Genomic DNA, 18586 nt, shown 5'->3' with positions numbered 1-18586 from the left:
AGCACACAATGGCATCGTTGATTCAGGTTCGTGATCTGCTGGCGCTGCAGGGGCGAATGGAGGCGAAACAGCTGAGCCTCAGCCTGCATACGCCGCAACCGATGATCGATGCCATGCTGGAGAGACTGGAAGCCATGGGGAAAGCGGTGCGGATTCAGGAAGAGCCGGACGGTTGTCTGTCCGGCAGCTGTAAAAGCTGCCCGGAAGGAAAGGCCTGCCTCAGGGAATGGTGGGCACTGCGTTAATAAAGCCGGGCATCGCTGCCCGGCTTTATCGTATTACTTGTAGACGTCCGCCGTTGCGCGGACGTTTTTGGTCTGCTTTTCAGCGCTGGTGACGACGTAATACGTTCCGCCCAGCTCATCCGCTTTCTTCGACAGCTCTTTTCTCGCGTCCATCGGCGCAGTGGTGTCAGACGTAGTAATCTCACCAATTTTCGTCAGATTCATGCCGGCAACTTTATCTTTTTCCAGCTCTTTTGCCGCAAAGACGCCAAATGACAGTGACCCAATAACCAGAGAAGTGACAATACCTGTAACAAGTTTCATAGCCTGACTCTCCATAGGATTGTTGTTTTGATTATCGTAGGCAGAACAACCGCAACGACATCTGGAGTATGGTTGCGGTATGTTACTTTTTCCAGGCAGGATAGAAAATAATCAGTCGAAACGTTGACTTAACGCAATGAGCGCTGAACAAAACTCCGCCGGATGAGAGATGAACGGGGCATGTGCGGCTTTGGCAATGATCTGCGATTCGCTGTTCGGCCACAGATCATCCAGCAGCGGAGCCACTTTGCGCGGCACCAGGCCGTCAAGGTAGCCGTAGATACGCAGGTGCGGAAGCGCCAGCGACGCCAGCGGTTCACGCAGATCGATCGTCTTAAGTATCTCAAGCCCCCCGTTAAGCACCTCAACGTCAGGCATCGGCAGCGACAGCACGGTCTGCTTCAGCGTGCGCGCGTCCTGACGCGCGGTTTCTGTACCCATCGTCTGCAGCGCGAGAAAACGCTCCACCGTCCGCTGGAAATCGTCGCTTAGCTGCTGCTGGAACCCTGCCAGCACTTCAGGCTTGATCCCCGGCCACGCGTCCTGTGCGCTAAAGCAGGGTGACGAGGAAACGGTGACCAGCGCGCTCACGCGCCCGGGGTTATCCAGCGCAATCTTGCTTGCCACCAGCCCGCCCAGGCTCCAGCCCAGCCAGACAGCGTTTTGCGGCGCGGCGTCCAGAACCTGCTGCGCCATCTCATCAAGCGACATCGCGCCAAAGCCGCGGCTGCGGCCATAACCCGGCAAATCCACCAGATGCAGCGTAAATTGCGAGGCAAGTTCCTCGCTTACGCAACGCCACACTTCAGAATTCAGGCCCCATCCGTGCAGCAGCACAAGATGGCAATTTCCTGTCCCTACGGTCTGCCACCACAGCGTCTTCATCAGTTACTGTTCTCTTTTTTCACATGGAGGTTGCACATGCTAACAGTACCTGGGTTGTGCTGGCTATGCAGAATGCCGCTGGCACTCAGCGGATGGGGCATCTGCTCCGTCTGCACGCGATCGCTGCAATGGCGTATCGGGACCTGTCCACAATGCGGTTTACCGGCCACCAATCCCTCTTTGCCCTGCGGCCGCTGCCTGAAAAAATCCCCGCCGTGGAGTGCGCTGGTGGCAGTGGATGATTATGTTCCGCCGCTGAGCAGGCTGATTCACGCGCTGAAGTTTTCCGGCCAGAGTGCGCTGGCTCAGCCCCTTGCCCGACTGCTACTGCTGGCGGTTTTACAGGCGCGGCGCCACCGCGCATTGCCGAAAATCGACAGGTTGGTGAATGTCCCCCTCTACCGACGTCGACACTGGCGGCGGGGCTATAACCAGAGTGACCTAATCTGCCGTCCCCTCGCCCGGTGGCTTGGCTGTCAGTATGATGCCCGCGCGCTGACACGTGTTCATGCCACCTCCATCCAGCATCAGCTCAGCGCCCGGCTTCGCAAAAGAAACCTCAAAAATGCCTTTCGCCTTGAATTGCCGGTCGACGGTCTCCATATCGCGATTGTGGATGATGTCGTCACCACAGGCAGTACCGTTGCTGAACTTTCCCGACTGCTTTTGCAAAGCGGCGCCGCGTCGGTTCAGGTATGGTGTCTGTGCCGTACCTTGTAGCCCTTCTTCAATGGGCGTATGATTATACCCAGGTAATTTAGTCAACTATTAGGCCAAAGCTATGATCCGTATTTCCGATTCTGCACAAGCGCACTTTGCCAAACTGCTGGCAAATCAGGAAGAAGGGACGCAGATCCGCGTGTTTGTGATTAATCCAGGCACTCCGAATGCAGAATGTGGTGTTTCTTATTGTCCTCCGGACGCTGTGGAAGCCACCGACACTGCCCTTAAATTTGAACAGCTCACCGCCTATGTTGATGAGCTGAGCGCACCGTATCTTGAAGATGCGGAGATCGACTTCGTCACCGATCAGCTGGGTTCTCAGCTGACCCTGAAAGCACCGAACGCGAAAATGCGTAAAGTGTCTGACGATGCCCCGCTGATGGAGCGCGTTGAGTATCTGCTGCAATCCCAGATCAACCCACAGCTGGCTGGCCACGGCGGCCGTGTTTCCCTGATGGAAATCACCGACGAAGGTTTTGCCATTCTGCAGTTTGGCGGCGGTTGTAACGGTTGTTCAATGGTCGATGTCACCCTGAAAGAAGGGATCGAGAAGCAACTGCTGAACGAGTTCCCGGAACTGAAAGGCGTGCGTGACCTGACCGAACACCAGCGCGGCGAGCACTCCTACTACTGATTCATTGCCCGTCTGTATTGCCCGGTGGCGCTGCGCTTACCGGGCCTACAAAACCCTGTCCCCCTCTTCGTTCCCCTCTATATGTTGACCTGCGTCTCATAATTCACATTTTGCCTTCCAGGGTGATTCTCAATCACGCCATGTTACCCGTATCATTCTCATGGGCACTAAACACACTCATAACAGCCGACTAAACTTAATCGTTTAAAAGGCATCAGTATTAGTGCCGTTACTTCTCTGTTCCCAGTTGGGACAATCGGAATTTGTCGTTGAAACAATGACGTTACCCATAACAATTCAAAGGCCAGGTAAATCATGCCATTAGTCATCGTTGCTATCGGTGTTGTGTTATTACTGCTCTTGATGATCCGCTTCAAAATGAACGGATTTATCGCTCTGGTTCTGGTGGCGCTTGCAGTCGGTCTGATGCAGGGGATGCCGCTGGTGAAAGTTATCAGCTCGATTAAAGCCGGTGTCGGCGGCACGCTCGGTAGCCTGGCGTTGATCATGGGCTTCGGCGCCATGCTCGGTAAAATGCTGGCGGACTGCGGTGGCGCCCAGCGTATTGCCACCACGCTTATCGACAAATTTGGTAAGAAGAACATTCAGTGGGCAGTGGTGTTAACCGGTTTTACCGTCGGTTTCGCGCTGTTCTATGAAGTAGGCTTCGTATTGATGCTGCCGCTGGTGTTCACCATTGCGGCTGCCGCGAGCATCCCGCTGCTGTATGTCGGTGTGCCTATGGCCGCGGCGCTGTCCGTGACCCACGGCTTCCTGCCGCCGCACCCGGGTCCAACCGCTATCGCCACCATCTTCCACGCCGACATGGGTAAAACCCTGCTGTTCGGTACGATTCTGGCGATCCCGACGGTGATTCTGGCAGGTCCGGTTTATGCCCGCTTCCTGAAAGGCATTGATAAGCCTATCCCGGAAGGTCTGTACAGCGCCAAAACCTTCACCGAAGAAGAGATGCCTGGCTTTGGCGTCAGCGTCTGGACCTCTCTGGTACCGGTGATCCTGATGGCGATGCGCGCCGTGGCAGAGATGATCCTGCCGAAAGGTCATGCGTTCCTGTCCGTGGCGGAATTCCTGGGTGACCCGGTGATGGCAACGCTGATTGCCGTGCTGATCGCGATGTTCACCTTCGGTCTGAACCGTGGCCGCTCCATGGATCAGATCAACGACACGCTGACCTCTTCCATCAAAATTATTGCCATGATGCTCCTGATCATCGGCGGTGGCGGTGCATTCAAGCAGGTTCTGGTCGACAGCGGCGTGGACAAATACATCGCCGCTATGATGCATGAAACCAACGTGTCGCCGCTTCTGATGGCCTGGTCTATTGCCGCAGTTCTGCGTATTGCGCTGGGCTCTGCGACCGTTGCGGCGATCACCGCGGGCGGTATCGTTGCGCCGTTGATTGCCACCACGGGCGTGAGCCCTGAGCTGATGGTTATCGCCGTCGGTTCCGGTAGCGTGATTTTCTCTCACGTTAACGACCCGGGCTTCTGGCTGTTCAAGGAGTACTTCAACCTGACGATCGGTGAAACCATCAAGTCCTGGTCCGCGCTGGAAACCATTATTTCGGTGTGCGGTCTGGTTGGGGTGCTGCTGTTGAATATGGTGGTCTGATGCCCTAAGTCGGGTGGCGGCTACGCCTTACCCGACCTACATGAGCACTACCGGATAATAAAAAACCCGCCACTGGCGGGTTTTTTTATTACTTCTTCCCGGCAGCTTTTCGCCGCTTATCCAAATCCTTAATCAGCCTTTTCACCCCGTCATCGGCAAACATCGCCTCAAGCGTGGTGGACAGCTTGCGGCGCCAGTTCTTGTACTGATAGCTGGTGCCCGGGATGTTCACCGGCTCCGCCATATCAATCCAGTCCTCCGGCTGCAGGCCCAGCAGGGCGCTATTGCTGTCGGCAATGTAACGCTGCAAACCACGGTTGAGCGTGGAGGTCATGGACATCAGCGACGCCTTATGCCCGGCACGTTTTGGCAGACAGCCCTGCTTGTGCAGCGCATCCAGCAGCCCCTGTTTGGAGAGTTCGCGATCCTGATACAGGCCGCGTAACACCTCTTCATCAGGATACAGGCCCAGCGTTTTGCCAAGGGTCAGATCGCCGCTTTCCCAATAGCCACGAAGCGTAGGAAGGTCATGCGTCGTCGCGACTGCCATTGACTGTTCAGGGTACGCTTGCGGCGCGCGGAAGGTTTTCTCATGGTCGTTTTCAAAATAGAGCACTTTATAGGAGTAGACGCCGCTGTCGCGGAGCTTGCTGACAATTTCCACCGGCACGGTACCGAGATCTTCACCGATCACCATGCACTGATGACGCTTGCTTTCCAGAGCCAGGATCGACAGCAGATCGTCAACCGGATACTGCACGTACGCCCCGTGGTCCGCCGTTTCACCGTACGGGATCCACCACAGGCGCAGCACGGACATCACGTGGTCGATACGCAACGCGCCGCAGTTCTGCATGTTCGCGCGCAGCAGGTCGATGAACGGCTCGTAGGCGCGCGCCGCCATGACGTGCGGATCCATCGGCGGTAATCCCCAGTTCTGGCCGAGCGGCCCCAGGATATCCGGTGGCGCCCCCACGGAGGCCTTCAGGCAGTACAGCTCACGGTCGCACCAGGTTTCCGCGCCGCCTTCCGCCACGCCCACGGCCAGGTCACGGTACAGGCCAATCGGCATTTTATAGCCCTGGCTCACCTGCCAGCAGGCGGCAAACTGGCTGTACGCCAGCCACTGCAGCCACAGGTAGAAGTCCACTTCATCGGCATATTTTTTACAGAACGCTTTCACTTCCGGCGTGTCGACGGATTGATACGCTTCAGGCCAGACCGGCCAGCCCCAGCGCATTTCGTCCTCTTTCACCTGATACGCGTGCAGCGCATCAAACGCCGCCTGCCAGTACAGGCTCTCGCCCTCCTGCGTCACGAACTGGCGGAACGCCGCCATCTGCTCGTCATCGCGCTGCGAAAAGCCTTTCCACGCCAGGCGCAGCGCGGCCATTTTCAGCGCCGTGACGGTGGAGTAATCCACCCAGTCGGCTTCGCGCGCCTGCTTCAGCGCCTGCTGCGTGGTACTGAGTTTCCACCAGGCCTGCGCCTCCTGGCTGTTTTTGAAATCATCTAAGGCGTTAACGTCGATATAAATCACGTTCAGCCAGCGACGGGATGACGGGCTGTACGGGCTGGCGCTCTCCGGGTTGGCCGGGTAGAGGGCGTGGATCGGGTTGAGGCCGATAAACGCACCGCCGCGCTCGCCCACGGATGCCAGCATGTTCTTCAGATCGCCAAAATCACCGATCCCCCAGTTGCTGTCGGAACGCAGCGTATAGAGCTGCACGCAGGCGCCCCACAGCTTTTTGCCTTCAAGCAGCGCCTGCGGCTCGTAGCAGCGTTTTGGCGCGACGATCACCCGGCAGTGGAAACGCCGATCGTCCTGGGTGAGCGTCAGGGTGTGATAGCCCTCCGGCAGCTTCGCCGGAAGGTTTAGCGTTTTGCCGCCGGTGGCGTGGCCTTTATGCTGATGCCCCTCTTCGGTCGTGAGCAGCCAGCTAAACTCGCCACGTCCCTCCACCGCGAGCGGCATCTTTTTGCCTGCAGTGAATACCTTCACGTTCGGCACCGGCGCAGCCGACGCTTTCGCGTCGGTTTTGTGCATAGCGTCCAGCAAACGTCTTTTGGTGTCGGCGCCAATAGACTGTGGTTTGCCGTGAGCATTAATGTAACTGAGGCTTATTCCCGCCGCCTGCGCGGCACTGTCCAGACGTTTACTCTCCATCGCGCTTCCTTAGCGTTTTGCCTGCCAGATAAGGGCCTGATAATCACGGATTGAGCGGTCAGAGCTGAACATACCGCAGCGCGCGGTGTTCAGGATGCACGCGCGGGTCCACGCTTCCTGGTCGCGATACAGCACATCGACCTGTTTTTGCGCTTCAACGTAGGCCGTGAAGTCCGCCATCACCAGATACGGGTCACCGCCGTGTTTGTCCATGCTGTGCAGCATCTGATCAAACGCGTGCTTGTCGCCGTCGCTGTATTTGCCGCTCTCCAGCTCCTTCAGCACCGCGTCCAGCACTTTGTCTTTCTTACGCCACTTCACCGGGTCGTAGCCTTTGGCCTTGATAGCTTTCACCTCTTCCACGGTGTGGCCGAAGATAAAGATGTTCTCTTCACCCACCTTCTCGGCGATTTCGACGTTGGCCCCGTCGAGCGTGCCGACGGTCAGCGCGCCGTTCAGCGCCAGCTTCATGTTGCCGGTACCGGAGGCTTCTTTCCCTGCGGTAGAGATCTGCTCGGAGATATCCGCCGCCGGGATCAGCATTTCAGCCGCCGAGACGCAGTAATCCGGCAGGAACACCACCTTCAGCTTGTCGCCCACTTTCGGATCGCTGTTGATCGCCGCCGCCACTTTATTGATGGCGAGGATGATGTTTTTCGCCAGGTAGTAGCCCGGGGCCGCTTTCGCACCGAACAGGAACACGCGCGGAACGCGATCGGCCTGCGGGTTCTCGCGGATCTCTTTGTACAGCGCCAGAATGTGCAGCAGGTTCAGGTGCTGGCGTTTGTACTCGTGCAGACGTTTGATCTGAATATCGAAAATCGCATTCGGGTTGATCTCAATCCCGGTACGCACTTTCACAAACTCCGCCAGGCGAACCTTGTTCTCCAGCTTGATCGCCCGGTACTGCTCGCGGAATGTCGCGTCGTCAGCGTATTTTTCCAGGTTGATGAGCTGGTCCAGATCGTTGGCCCACTCTTTCTTCAGGGTCTTGTCCAGCAGGCCCGCCAGCAGCGGGTTGCACTGCTTGATCCAGCGACGCGGCGTGATGCCGTTGGTCACGTTGTGGAATTTGGTTGGCCACAGCTGGTGGTATTCCGGGAAGAGGTCTTTGACCACCAGATCCGAGTGCAGCGCCGCCACGCCGTTGACCGCAAAGCCGCTCACCACGCACATGTTCGCCATGCGTACCTGCTTATCGTGAACCACCGCCAGCTTCGCCCAGACCGCCTTGTTGCCCGGCCAGGTCTTGTCCACCAGGGTTTTAAACTGGTCGTTAATCTTGTTGATGATCTGCATGTGGCGCGGCAGCAGCGTTTTCACCAGCTTCTCATCCCAGCACTCCAGCGCTTCTGGCATCAGCGTGTGGTTGGTGTAGGCAAAGGTACGGCTGGTAATGGCCCAGGCGTCGTCCCAGCTCAGCTGATGCTCGTCGATCAGCACGCGCAGCAGTTCCGGGATGGCAATGGTCGGGTGCGTGTCGTTGAGCTGAATCACTTCGAAGTCCGGCAGCTGCGCCAGCTTGCGGCCCGCCAGGTGATGGCGACGCAGAATGTCCGCCACGGAGCAGGCGCACTGGAAGTACTGCTGCATCAGGCGCAGCTTTTTACCGGCCAGGTGGTTGTCGTTCGGGTAGAGAACTTTGGTCAGCTTCTCGGCGTCGATGCCCTGCTGCTCGGCCCGCAGGAAATCGCCGTCGTTGAATTTAGTCAGATTAAACGGGTGGGCGTGCTTCGCCTGCCACAGACGCAGCGGCTGCGCCACGCCGTTACGGTAGCCAAGCACCGGCAGATCCCAGGCTTCGCCGGTGATGGTGAACGCCGGTTCCCAGAGACCTTGTTTCGTCACTTTCCCGCCAATGCCAACCTGCACGTCAAGCTGCGCGTTATGGCGGAACCACGGATAGGTATTGCGATGCCAGTCGTCCGGCGCTTCCATCTGGTGGCCGTCAGCAAAAGACTGACGGAACAGGCCGTACTGGTAGTTCAGACCGTAGCCAATCGCCGACTGGCCGACGGTCGCCATGGAGTCAAGGAAGCAGGCCGCCAGGCGTCCCAGGCCGCCGTTGCCCAGCGCCGGGTCAATCTCTTCTTCCAGCAGGTCGGTCAGGTTAATATCGTGTTCTTTAAGGACGTCACCGACCTCCTGATACCAGCCGAGGTTCAACAGGTTGTTGCCCGTCAGACGGCCAATCAGGAATTCCATTGAAATGTAGTTTACATGGCGCTGGCCTTTTACCGGTTTTGCCAGGGGTCGAGCATCCAGCTGCTCTGCGAGCGCACCGCTCACTGCCTGCCACCACTGGTGAGGCGTCATCTCGTTTGCAGCATGAAGGCCAAAACGCTGCCACTGACGCGTCAGGGCAGCCTGGAATTGAGCTTTGTTGAAGGTAGGCTGTGACATAGGGGATCGGCATCCTTTAGAAAGAAAACACAAGTTGGCGCTAGTGTGCCTGGCTCATTTCCCCTCTTCCTCCTCCCGAGGGGGATTAGACAGGGAGGAGTAGCGGGGATGAGCAGAAAAGTGTGATCAAGGCCACTCTCAGAGCATAGTTCGAGTGTGCCCGGAAGATAAAAAAGTAACCGAGGAGAATGTCAAAGAAATGAAATGCGGTTTCGGGTGAAATTAAACCCCGCCGAAATAATTACTTACGTAGAATAATATTTCGGCAATCGGGAAATCGCTAAGGAGATTATTAATCTCCCTTAACTTTACCAGAAGTATATTAAATTCGACGTCACTATCCCTTTCTGAAACCAGTTTCAGCGCAGCCGCAGCACAGCCATACAAGCCAGCATTGACGGGGCATCAAAGACCTTTTCAGAAAGTTCCCTCCTCTGCCTGAATGTTTTGTGACAGAGTGCAAATTCACAGCCACCAAATCCAGACATAACTTGCAATAGTTAACTTATTGGCCGACCTTATAACCATTAATTACGAAGCGCAAAAAAAATAAAATCTCTCGTTCCCCACAGTGAAGTGAAACCTATGTTGATTCCGTCTAAATTAAGTCGCCCGGTTCGTCTTGACCACACAGTGGTCCGCGAGCGTCTGTTGGCTAAACTTTCCGGCGCGCATAATTTCCGACTGGCGCTGGTTACGAGCCCTGCAGGTTATGGAAAAACAACGCTCATTTCGCAATGGGCCGCAGGTAAGAGCGATCTTGGCTGGTACTCTCTTGATGAGGGCGATAACCAGCAGGAGCGCTTTGCCAGCTATCTGATTGCCGCGATACAGCAAGCCACCCATGGACACTGCGTTGCCAGTGAGGTGATGGTGCAAAAGCGCCAGTACGCCAGCCTGTCCTCCCTTTTCTCTCAGCTGTTTATCGAACTGGCTGAATGGCATCGCCCGCTATACGTGGTGATTGATGATTACCATCTCATCACTAACCCGGTGATTCATGAATCAATGCGTTTCTTCCTGCGCCATCAGCCGGAAAACCTGACGTTAGTGGTGCTGTCACGCAATCTGCCGCAGCTGGGTATTGCCAACCTGCGCGTGCGCGATCAGCTTCTGGAAGTGGGTAGCCAGCAGCTGGCCTTTACCCACCAGGAAGCAAAACAGTTCTTTGACTGCCGCCTGACCTCACCCATTGAGGCCGCTGAAAGCAGCCGCCTGTGTGATGACGTCGCGGGCTGGGCCACGGCGCTGCAGCTCATCGCCCTCTCTGCCCGGCAAAACAACAGTCCAGCCCATCAGTCAGCGCGGCGTCTGGCCGGCATCAACGCCAGCCACCTCTCTGATTACCTGGTGGACGAGGTGCTGAACAGTGTCGATCCCTCGACGCGTAATTTCCTGCTGAAAAGCTCGCTGCTGCGCTCCATGAACGATGCCCTCATCGTGCGGGTGACGGGCTGTGAAAACGGTCAGCTGCAGCTCGAAGAAATTGAACGTCAGGGCCTTTTCCTGACGCGCATGGACGATCCCGGCGAGTGGTTTAGCTATCATCCGCTGTTTGGTAGCTTCCTGCGCCAGCGCTGTCAGTGGGAGCTGGCGGTTGAACTGCCGGAGATCCACCGCGCCGCTGCCGAAAGCTGGATGGCACAGGGCTTCCCGAGCGAGGCCATCCACCACGCGCTCGCCGCCGGGGATGCCAGCATGCTGCGCGATATCCTCCTCAATCATGCGTGGGGCCTGTTTAACCACAGCGAGCTGACGCTGCTGGAAGAGTCCCTCAAAGCCCTGCCGTGGGAAAGCCTGCTGGAGAATCCGCGTCTGGTGCTGCTGCAGGCCTGGCTGATGCAGAGCCAGCATCGCTACAGCGAAGTGAACACCCTGCTGGCGCGTGCCGAGCAGGAGATGGAAAGCGAGATGGATACCACCCTGCACGGCGAGTTCAACGCGTTGCGCGCTCAGGTGGCCATTAACGACGGCGACCCGGACGAAGCGGAACGGCTGGCGATGGTCGCGCTGGATGAACTGCCGCTGGCCAACTTCTACAGCCGCATCGTGGCGACCTCCGTACACGGCGAAGTGCTGCACTGCAAAGGTGACCTCACGCGTTCGCTTTCACTGATGCAGCAAACCGAACAGATGGCGCGTCGTCATGATGTCTGGCACTACGCGCTGTGGAGCCTGATCCAGCAGAGCGAGATTTTATTCGCACAGGGGTTCCTGCAGGCTGCCTGGGAAAACCAGGAAAAAGCGTTCCAGCTGATTCGTGAACAGCACCTGGAACAGCTGCCGATGCACGAGTTCCTGTTGCGTATTCGCGCTCAGCTGCTGTGGGCATGGTCGCGTCTGGATGAAGCAGAAAGCTGCGCCCGCCAGGGTGTGGATGTTCTTTCCAGTTTCCAGCCTCAGCAGCAGTTACAGTGTCTGGCGCTGCTGGTGCAGTGCTCGCTGGCGCGCGGCGATCTCGATAACGCCCGCAACCATCTTAACCGCCTGGAAAACCTGCTCGGCAACGGTCAGTATCATAGCGACTGGGTGTCAAACGCCGATAAGGTCCGGGTGATTTACTGGCAGATGACCGGCGATAAAAAATCCGCCGCCAACTGGCTGCGTCAGACGCCAAAACCGGAATTTGCCAACAACCACTTCCTGCAGAGCCAGTGGCGCAACATTGCCCGCGCGCAGATCCTGCTCGGTGAATTAGAGCCCGCTGAGATTGTGCTGGAAGAGCTGAACGAGAACGCGCGCAGCCTGCGCCTGATGAGCGATCTGAACCGCAACCTGCTGCTGCAGAACCAGCTCTACTGGCAGGCGGGTCGTAAAAACGATGCCCAGCGCGTGCTGCTGGAGGCGCTGCAGCTGGCTAACCGCACCGGGTTTATCAGCCACTTTGTGATTGAAGGTGAAGTGATGGCCCAGCAGCTGCGTCAGCTTATTCAGCTTAACACGCTGCCGGAGCTGGATCAGCATCGCGCCCAGCGCATTCTGCGCGAGATTAACCAGCATCATCGGCACAAGTTCGCGCATTTCGATGAGAACTTCGTTGAACGTCTGCTGAACCACCCGGAAGTGCCGGAGCTTATCCGCACCAGCCCGCTCACCCAGCGCGAATGGCAGGTTCTGGGGCTGATCTATTCAGGCTACAGCAACGAGCAGATTGCCGGCGAGCTGGCGGTGGCGGCGACCACCATCAAAACGCATATCCGCAACCTGTACCAGAAGCTGGGCGTGGCGCATCGTCAGGATGCGGTACAGCATGCACAGCAGCTGTTGAAGATGATGGGGTACGGAGTGTAATTCATTGCCCGGCGGCGCTACGCTTGCACGGGCCTACGGGTGTTGTAGGTCGGGTAAGCGCAGCGCCACCCGACACAACCGTTAGCACAATTCCAGCTGCAAATTATTATCTTTAATTACCTGCATCACGCCCGCCGGCGGCATCACGTCGGTATAGACCGCATCCACCATGCTGATGCTGCCCATGTTCACCATCGCGTTACGGCCAAACTTCGAATGATCCACCACCAGCATCACGTGGCGCGAGTTTTCAATGATCGCGCGCTTGGTGCGTACCTCGTGGTAATCAAACTCCAGCAGCGAGCCGTCACTGTCGATGCCGCTGATCCCCAGAATGCCGAAGTCGAGGCGGAACTGAGAGATAAAATCGAGGGTGGCTTCGCCGATAATTCCGCCGTCGCGGCTGCGCAGCTCCCCGCCCGCGAGGATGATGCGGAAGTCGTCTTTCTGCATCAGGGTGTTAGCCACGTTCAGGTTGTTGGTGACCACGCGCAGGTTCTCATGATCCAGCAGCGCATGGGCGACCGCTTCCGGCGTGGTGCCGATATCAATAAACAGCGTCGCCCCGTTCGGGATCTGGCTGGCGACCTTGCGGGCAATACGCTCTTTTTCCGCCGTCTGCGTGGCTTTACGGTCGTGCCAGGAGGTGTTAACCGAGCTGGATGGCAGCGCCGCGCCACCGTGGTGGCGAAGAATACGGTTCTGATCGGCCAGGTCGTTCAGGTCACGACGGATGGTTTGTGGGCTGACGGCAAACTGCTCCACCAGCTCTTCGGTGCTGACGTATCCCTGTTTTTTTACCAGTTCGATAATGGCGTCATGACGTTGTGTTTGTTTCATCAATTATCCCTGAGAATTATGTTCGTTTTCGCGCATGGAGCGTGTCGGCAAAGGCCATCGCCAGCCCCACGGCCAGCCCGGCGACGTGCGCACCGTTGGCGATAGACATACCAAACAGATCAAACCATCCGGCAATTAGCCATATTAACGCAAAGGTTATTAATCCGCGTTGCAGATAGATGCCACTTTCCGGGTCGCGCTCCCCGCGAAGCCAGACGTAGCCCATCAGGGCATACACGACACCCGACAGCCCGCCGAACCACGGCCCGCTGAACTTGTGCTGCACGTAGCCGCTTAACAGGGCGCTGATGATGGTGATAACGATCAGCTTGCCGCTGCCCAGGCGCTTTTCAACGGCACCGCCGAGATACCACCACCAAAGCAGGTTAAAGAGGATATGCATCACCGAGAAGTGCATCAGCGCGTGGCTAAAGTAGCGCCAGACGTCAAACTCAAGAGACGGGTCATAGGGCCACGCCAGGGCAATCATCACACTCTGGTCGCCGACCACGTTCATGATAATGAAGACGAGGATGCAGGCCGCCATCAGCAGCAGCGTAAACGGGCCCGCGCGCTCGCGAATGGTGGCGAGGAAGGGAAAGCGGCTGTAGTGCAATCCGCTGCCGGTCTGGCCGGATTGCCAGCTGGCCGCGAGATAGCGCGGGTCGCCAGGGTTCTCAAGAAAACGCGTCAGCTCCTCGTTTACCCGCCCGGCCTGGCTCTCATCGGCCAGCCAGACGTCGGTCTGCGTATGTTGCTGAATAGTCAGAATAACGCCCTGCGTCGCCATATAGTCGACAAACGCCTGGGCGACGCGCGGGTTGGTAAAAGAGGTGATCATCAACATGGGCAGCGGTCGCTTATTTCCACACAAAAGGGGACAGTATAGCGGGATCAGCGCTCAAAAGCGTATTCCACTTCCGCCGGGAAATGACGATGCCAGGCATCGAAACCGCCGTCGACGCTATAAACCGCGTCGTAACCCTGCTGAAGCAGGTACTGCGCCGCGCCTTTGCTGCTGTTGCCGTGATAGCACATGACCATCACTGGCGTGTCGAAGTCGTTATCGCGCATAAACGCGCCCAGCGTGTCGTTGGTGAGATGGAACGCGCCCGGCGTATGACCCATCGCAAAACTCTGCGGATCGCGGATGTCCACCAGCACCGCTTTTCCCTGGTGCATCTTCTGGTGGGCTTCTTCTACGTTAATACATTCAAACTGATCCATGGTGTTCTCTTTACAGTGGTCAACGACAAGATTTTACCCCGTAGTGTACGTCCTGGCGGCGGGTAAACGCCATTATGTTATCCATATCACTCTAAATTGTTTTTTTGATGTTACCAAAAGCGCGTTCCTTTGCTATTATGAGCGATATCGAACATTTCTGAGCTTTAACGAAAGTGCATGAGGGTGTTATGGAAACCAAAGATCTGATTGTGATAGGCGGTGGCATCAACGGTGCCGGTATTGCGGTCGATGCCGCAGGACGCGGTTTATCCGTACTGATGCTGGAAGCTAACGATCTCGCCTGCGCGACGTCGTCCGCCAGCTCCAAACTGATTCACGGTGGCCTGCGCTACCTGGAACACTACGAATTCCGCCTGGTCAGTGAAGCGCTGGCCGAACGTGAAGTGCTGCTGAAAATGGCCCCGCATCTGGCGATTCCGATGCGCTTCCGCCTGCCCCATCGCCCGCATCTGCGTCCGGCGTGGATGATCCGAATTGGTCTGTTTATGTACGATCATCTGGGTAAACGCACCAGCCTCCCGGGTTCGAAAGGGTTGCGTTTTGGCTCAGAATCGGTCCTTAAGCCTGAAATCGTGCGCGGATTCGAATATTCCGACTGCTGGGTTGACGATGCCCGCCTGGTGCTGGCGAACGCGCAGATGGTTGAGAAGAAAGGCGGCGAGGTGAAAACCCGCACCCGCGCGACCTCTGCCCGCCGTGAAAATGGCCTGTGGATTGTCGAGGCGGAAGATATCGATACCGGCGAGAAATTCAGCTGGAAAGCGCGCGGCCTGGTGAACGCCACCGGCCCGTGGGTGAAACAGTTCTTTGACGAGGGCATGCATCTGCCTTCCCCGTACGGCATCCGCCTGATCAAAGGCAGCCACATTGTGGTGCCGCGCGTGCATACCCAGAAGCAGGCGTACATTCTGCAGAACGAAGACAAGCGCATCGTGTTTGTGATCCCGTGGATGGACGAATTCTCGATCATCGGCACCACCGACGTGGAGTACAAAGGCGATCCGAAGAACGTCGAGATCGACGAGAGCGAAGTGAACTACCTGCTCAAAGTGTATAACGCGCACTTTAAGAAACAGCTGTCGCGCGACGACGTGGTCTGGACTTACTCCGGCGTGCGTCCGCTGTGCGATGACGAATCTGACTCACCGCAGGCCATCACCCGCGACTATACGCTCGATATTCACGACGTAGACGGCCAGGCGCCGCTGCTGTCCGTGTTTGGCGGCAAGCTTACCACCTATCGCAAGCTGGCCGAGCACGCGCTGGAAAAACTGGCGCCGTACTACAAAGGCATTGGCCCGGCATGGACCAAGGGCGCGGTACTGCCCGGCGGTGATATCGGCGATAACCGCGATGATTACGCCGCGAAGCTGCGTCGTCGCTTCCCGTTCATCACCGAAGGGATGGCGCGCCACTATGCCCGCACCTACGGCAGCAATACCGAGCTGTTCCTGGGCGATGCGAAGGACATTGCGGATCTGGGCGAGCATTTCGGCCACGAGCTGTACGAAGCCGAGCTGCGTTACCTGGTTGAGCACGAGTGGGTGCGTCGTCTGGACGATGCTATCTGGCGCCGTACCAAAGAAGGGATGTGGCTCAACGCCGAGCAGCAGTCTCGCGTGGCGCAGTGGTTACTGCAACATGCGGGAAAGCGTGAGCTGTCGCTGGCGTCCTGATGTGAAAAAATGCCCGGTGGCGCTACGCTTACCGGGCCTACGGGATCAACCAGGCCGGGTAAGGCGAAGCCGCCACCCGGCTTTGTTTTTACAACCTCACCGGATCAATATGCCAGATCGTCTCGGCATACTCCTTGATGGTCCTGTCTGACGAGAAATAGCCCATATTGGCGATGTTGTACATCGCGGCGCTGGTCCACTTCTCCGGCTGGCGATACAGCTCGTCCACCTTGTCCTGACAGTCCACGTAGCTGCGGTAATCCGCCAGCACCTGGTAGTGATCGCCAAAGTTAATCAGCGAATCCACCAGATCGCGGTAGCGGCTCGGTTCATCAGGGCTAAACACGCCGGTCGCGATCTGCGTCAGCACCTGACGCAACTCTTCATCCTCTTCGTAATATTGACGCGGCGAGTAGCCTTTCCTGCGCAGCGCCTCCACCTCTTCCGTCGTATTACCGAAGATAAAGATATTGTCTTCGCCCACGTGCTCCAGCATCTCGACGTTCGCCCCGTCCAGCGTGCCGATGGTCAGCGCGCCGTTGAGGGCAAACTTCATGTTACTGGTGCCGGATGCCTCCGTCCCCGCCGTGGAAATCTGTTCAGAGAGATCCGCCGCCGGGATGATCAGCTGCGCCAGGCTGACGCTGTAGTTCGGAATGAACACCACCTTCAGCTTGTCGCCAATATCCGGATCCTGGTTAACCACCTTCGCCACGTCGTTGATGAGATGAATAATGTGCTTCGCCATGTAGTAGGCCGACGCCGCCTTACCGGCGAAGATCTTCACGCGCGGCACCCATTCGGCCGTCGGATCGGCCTTGATGCGGTTGTAATGGGTGATCACGTGCAGCACGTTCATCAGCTGACGCTTGTATTCATGGATGCGTTTGATCTGTACGTCGAACAGCGCTTTCGGGTTTGCCACCACGTTGAGGTGCATCGCCAGCCAGACCGCCAGACGTTTTTTGTTCAGCAGCTTGGCTTCGCGCACGGCTTTGTTCACCGTCGGGAAATCAATATGCTGTTCCAGCTCGCTCAGTTGGCTCAAATCGGTACGCCAGGTGCGGCCAATATTCTCGTCCAGTACCTCAGAGAGCGGCTGGTTGGCCAGCGCCAGCCAGCGGCGCGGAGTGACGCCGTTGGTCACGTTGCAGAACCGCGTCGGGAAGATCTTCGCGAAGTCCGCAAACAGCGACTGCACCATCAGGTTCGAGTGGAGCTCGGACACGCCGTTGACCTTGTGGCTGATGACAACCGCCAGCCAGGCCATGCGCACGCGGCGACCGTTCGACTCATCAATAATGGACGCGCGGCTCAGCAGGCCGGTATCGTTCGGATACTGCTCCTGCAGCGTCTTGAGGAAGTAGTCGTTAATCTCAAAGATAATCTGCAGATGGCGCGGCAGGATTTTGCCGAGCATGTCCACCGGCCACGTCTCCAGCGCTTCGCTCATCAGCGTGTGGTTAGTGTATGAGAAAACCTGACAGGTCACCTCAAAGGCGTCATCCCAGCTGAACTTATGCTCGTCGATCAGCAGGCGCATCAGCTCCGGAATAGAGAGCACCGGGTGGGTGTCATTAAGGTGGATCGCGGTTTTCTCCGCCAGGTTGGCGTAGGTTTTGTGCAGCTGATGGTGGCGGCTAAGGATGTCCTGAATGGTCGCCGAAACAAGGAAGTACTCCTGACGCAGGCGCAGCTCGCGGCCCGAGTAGGTCGAGTCATCCGGGTACAGCACGCGGGACACGTTCTCGGAGTGGTTTTTATCCTCCACCGCCGCGAAGTAGTCACCCTGGTTAAATTTCCCGAGGTTAATTTCGCTACTGGCCTGGGCACTCCACAGGCGCAGCGTGTTGGTGGCGTCAGTGTCGTAGCCGGGGATAATCTGGTCGTAGGCCACGGCCAGGATCTCTTCCGTTTCCACCCAGCGGGATTTTTTCCCTTCCTGCTGAATACGTCCGCCAAAGCGCACCTTGTAGCGCGTGTTGTGGCGCTTGAACTCCCACGGGTTGCCGTACTCCAGCCAGTAGTCCGGGGACTCTTTCTGACGCCCGTCGACGATGTTCTGTTTGAACATGCCGTAATCGTAGCGAATACCGTAGCCGCGGCCCGGCAGCGCCAGCGTCGCCAGCGAATCAAGGAAGCAGGCGGCGAGACGTCCCAGACCGCCGTTACCGAGGCCCGGGTCGTTCTCTTCGTCGATCAGTTCTTCTAAATCTAACCCCATCTCTTCCAGTGCGGTTTTGACGTCGTCATAAATACCGAGCGACAACAGCGCATTGGACAGCGTGCGGCCAATCAAAAATTCCATCGACAGGTAGTAAACCTGACGCGTCTCCTGCGAGAGCTGGGCGCGGTTTGAGCGCAGCCAGCGTTCAACTAAGCGGTCACGTACGGCAAACAGGGTGGCGTTCAGCCACTCGTGCTTGTTGGCAATAACCGGATCTTTCCCGATGGTGAACATCAGCTTGTAGGCGATGGAGTGCTTTAACGCCTCAACGCTGAGCGTGGGTGAAGAGTAGCTAAATGGAGCGTTCATATC

General features: G+C 57.4%; 14 protein-coding genes. 6 read left to right on the top strand and 8 right to left on the bottom strand.

Annotation, left to right across the window (positions count from 1 at the left end):
* The first annotated feature begins 8 nt into the window (after positions 1 to 8).
* Positions 9 to 245, top strand: coding sequence for a [Fe-S]-dependent transcriptional repressor FeoC (feoC, locus tag F3J31_RS20080; protein WP_023309498.1), 237 nt, complete (start codon positions 9 to 11; stop codon positions 243 to 245).
* A gap of 33 nt (positions 246 to 278) precedes the next feature.
* Here the strand turns inward: feoC and F3J31_RS20075 are convergent, their stop codons facing one another.
* Together F3J31_RS20075 and bioH are read right to left on the bottom strand one after the other, a co-directional pair.
* On the bottom strand, positions 279 to 548 hold the full coding sequence (locus tag F3J31_RS20075) for a YdgH/BhsA/McbA-like domain containing protein (RefSeq protein ID WP_048226350.1): 270 nt from the start codon (positions 546 to 548) through the stop codon (positions 279 to 281).
* 111 nt (positions 549 to 659) lie between these two features.
* Positions 660 to 1433 carry a pimeloyl-ACP methyl ester esterase BioH gene (bioH, locus tag F3J31_RS20070; protein ID WP_167214914.1) on the bottom strand — a complete coding sequence of 258 codons (774 nt, stop codon included), beginning with the start codon at positions 1431 to 1433 and terminating at the stop codon, positions 660 to 662.
* A 36-nt stretch (positions 1434 to 1469) separates the two neighbouring features.
* Between bioH and gntX the strand changes: the two genes are divergently transcribed.
* From gntX to gntT, 3 genes are all read left to right on the top strand, one after another.
* Positions 1470 to 2153, top strand: a complete 684-nt coding sequence (gene gntX, locus F3J31_RS20065; RefSeq protein ID WP_167214911.1) for a DNA utilization protein GntX — start codon at positions 1470 to 1472, stop codon at positions 2151 to 2153.
* A gap of 61 nt (positions 2154 to 2214) precedes the next feature.
* The gene (gene nfuA / locus F3J31_RS20060) at positions 2215 to 2790 is read left to right on the top strand and encodes a Fe-S biogenesis protein NfuA (RefSeq protein WP_008503055.1); all 576 of its coding nucleotides are present in this window, start codon (positions 2215 to 2217) and stop codon (positions 2788 to 2790) included.
* Between the two features lie 315 nt (positions 2791 to 3105).
* Positions 3106 to 4422 carry a gluconate transporter gene (gene gntT / locus F3J31_RS20055; protein ID WP_024907902.1) on the top strand — a complete coding sequence of 439 codons (1317 nt, stop codon included), beginning with the start codon at positions 3106 to 3108 and terminating at the stop codon, positions 4420 to 4422.
* Positions 4423 to 4510: 88 nt separating this feature from the next.
* Here gntT and malQ read toward each other — a convergent pair whose 3' ends face one another.
* Positions 4511 to 6589, bottom strand: coding sequence for a 4-alpha-glucanotransferase (gene malQ, locus F3J31_RS20050; protein WP_167214908.1), 2079 nt, complete (start codon positions 6587 to 6589; stop codon positions 4511 to 4513).
* 9 nt (positions 6590 to 6598) lie between these two features.
* Positions 6599 to 8992 (bottom strand): maltodextrin phosphorylase, encoded by a 2394-nt coding sequence (gene malP / locus F3J31_RS20045; protein ID WP_167214905.1) that lies wholly within the window; start codon positions 8990 to 8992, stop codon positions 6599 to 6601.
* Positions 8993 to 9577: 585 nt separating this feature from the next.
* Between malP and malT the strand changes: the two genes are divergently transcribed.
* Positions 9578 to 12283 (top strand): HTH-type transcriptional regulator MalT, encoded by a 2706-nt coding sequence (gene malT, locus F3J31_RS20040; protein ID WP_045909015.1) that lies wholly within the window; start codon positions 9578 to 9580, stop codon positions 12281 to 12283.
* Positions 12284 to 12364: 81 nt separating this feature from the next.
* Here malT and F3J31_RS20035 read toward each other — a convergent pair whose 3' ends face one another.
* The 3 genes from F3J31_RS20035 to glpE are packed head-to-tail and all read right to left on the bottom strand — an operon-like array spanning position 12365 to position 14350.
* Positions 12365 to 13123 carry a DeoR/GlpR family transcriptional regulator gene (locus F3J31_RS20035; RefSeq protein WP_008503060.1) on the bottom strand — a complete coding sequence of 253 codons (759 nt, stop codon included), beginning with the start codon at positions 13121 to 13123 and terminating at the stop codon, positions 12365 to 12367.
* Positions 13124 to 13139: 16 nt separating this feature from the next.
* The gene (gene glpG / locus F3J31_RS20030; protein WP_167214902.1) at positions 13140 to 13970 is read right to left on the bottom strand and encodes a rhomboid family intramembrane serine protease GlpG; all 831 of its coding nucleotides are present in this window, start codon (positions 13968 to 13970) and stop codon (positions 13140 to 13142) included.
* 47 nt (positions 13971 to 14017) lie between these two features.
* On the bottom strand, positions 14018 to 14350 hold the full coding sequence (glpE, locus tag F3J31_RS20025; protein WP_008503062.1) for a thiosulfate sulfurtransferase GlpE: 333 nt from the start codon (positions 14348 to 14350) through the stop codon (positions 14018 to 14020).
* A 188-nt stretch (positions 14351 to 14538) separates the two neighbouring features.
* Between glpE and glpD the strand changes: the two genes are divergently transcribed.
* A complete protein-coding gene (gene glpD / locus F3J31_RS20020) occupies positions 14539 to 16047 on the top strand; it encodes a glycerol-3-phosphate dehydrogenase (protein ID WP_048027712.1) in 1509 nt (502 codons plus the stop codon).
* A gap of 88 nt (positions 16048 to 16135) precedes the next feature.
* Here the strand turns inward: glpD and glgP are convergent, their stop codons facing one another.
* Entirely contained in the window at positions 16136 to 18583 is a 2448-nt protein-coding gene (glgP, locus tag F3J31_RS20015) for a glycogen phosphorylase (protein WP_025910282.1), read from the bottom strand.
* Between the last annotated feature and the right edge of the window lie 3 nt (positions 18584 to 18586).

Source organism: Enterobacter sp. Acro-832 (assembly GCF_011752745.1).
GTDB classification, from domain to species: domain Bacteria; phylum Pseudomonadota; class Gammaproteobacteria; order Enterobacterales; family Enterobacteriaceae; genus Enterobacter; species Enterobacter quasiroggenkampii.
This window is presented reverse-complemented; position numbering and strand designations above follow the sequence as displayed.

Coding starts and splice junctions, on each gene's coding strand:
- feoC (WP_023309498.1), top strand. CDS start 9: ATGGCATCGTTGATTCAGGTTCGTGATCTGCTGGCGCTGCAGGGGCGA.
- F3J31_RS20075 (WP_048226350.1), bottom strand. CDS start 548: ATGAAACTTGTTACAGGTATTGTCACTTCTCTGGTTATTGGGTCACTG.
- bioH (WP_167214914.1), bottom strand. CDS start 1,433: ATGAAGACGCTGTGGTGGCAGACCGTAGGGACAGGAAATTGCCATCTT.
- gntX (WP_167214911.1), top strand. CDS start 1,470: ATGCTAACAGTACCTGGGTTGTGCTGGCTATGCAGAATGCCGCTGGCA.
- nfuA (WP_008503055.1), top strand. CDS start 2,215: ATGATCCGTATTTCCGATTCTGCACAAGCGCACTTTGCCAAACTGCTG.
- gntT (WP_024907902.1), top strand. CDS start 3,106: ATGCCATTAGTCATCGTTGCTATCGGTGTTGTGTTATTACTGCTCTTG.
- malQ (WP_167214908.1), bottom strand. CDS start 6,589: ATGGAGAGTAAACGTCTGGACAGTGCCGCGCAGGCGGCGGGAATAAGC.
- malP (WP_167214905.1), bottom strand. CDS start 8,992: ATGTCACAGCCTACCTTCAACAAAGCTCAATTCCAGGCTGCCCTGACG.
- malT (WP_045909015.1), top strand. CDS start 9,578: ATGTTGATTCCGTCTAAATTAAGTCGCCCGGTTCGTCTTGACCACACA.
- F3J31_RS20035 (WP_008503060.1), bottom strand. CDS start 13,123: ATGAAACAAACACAACGTCATGACGCCATTATCGAACTGGTAAAAAAA.
- glpG (WP_167214902.1), bottom strand. CDS start 13,970: ATGTTGATGATCACCTCTTTTACCAACCCGCGCGTCGCCCAGGCGTTT.
- glpE (WP_008503062.1), bottom strand. CDS start 14,350: ATGGATCAGTTTGAATGTATTAACGTAGAAGAAGCCCACCAGAAGATG.
- glpD (WP_048027712.1), top strand. CDS start 14,539: ATGGAAACCAAAGATCTGATTGTGATAGGCGGTGGCATCAACGGTGCC.
- glgP (WP_025910282.1), bottom strand. CDS start 18,583: ATGAACGCTCCATTTAGCTACTCTTCACCCACGCTCAGCGTTGAGGCG.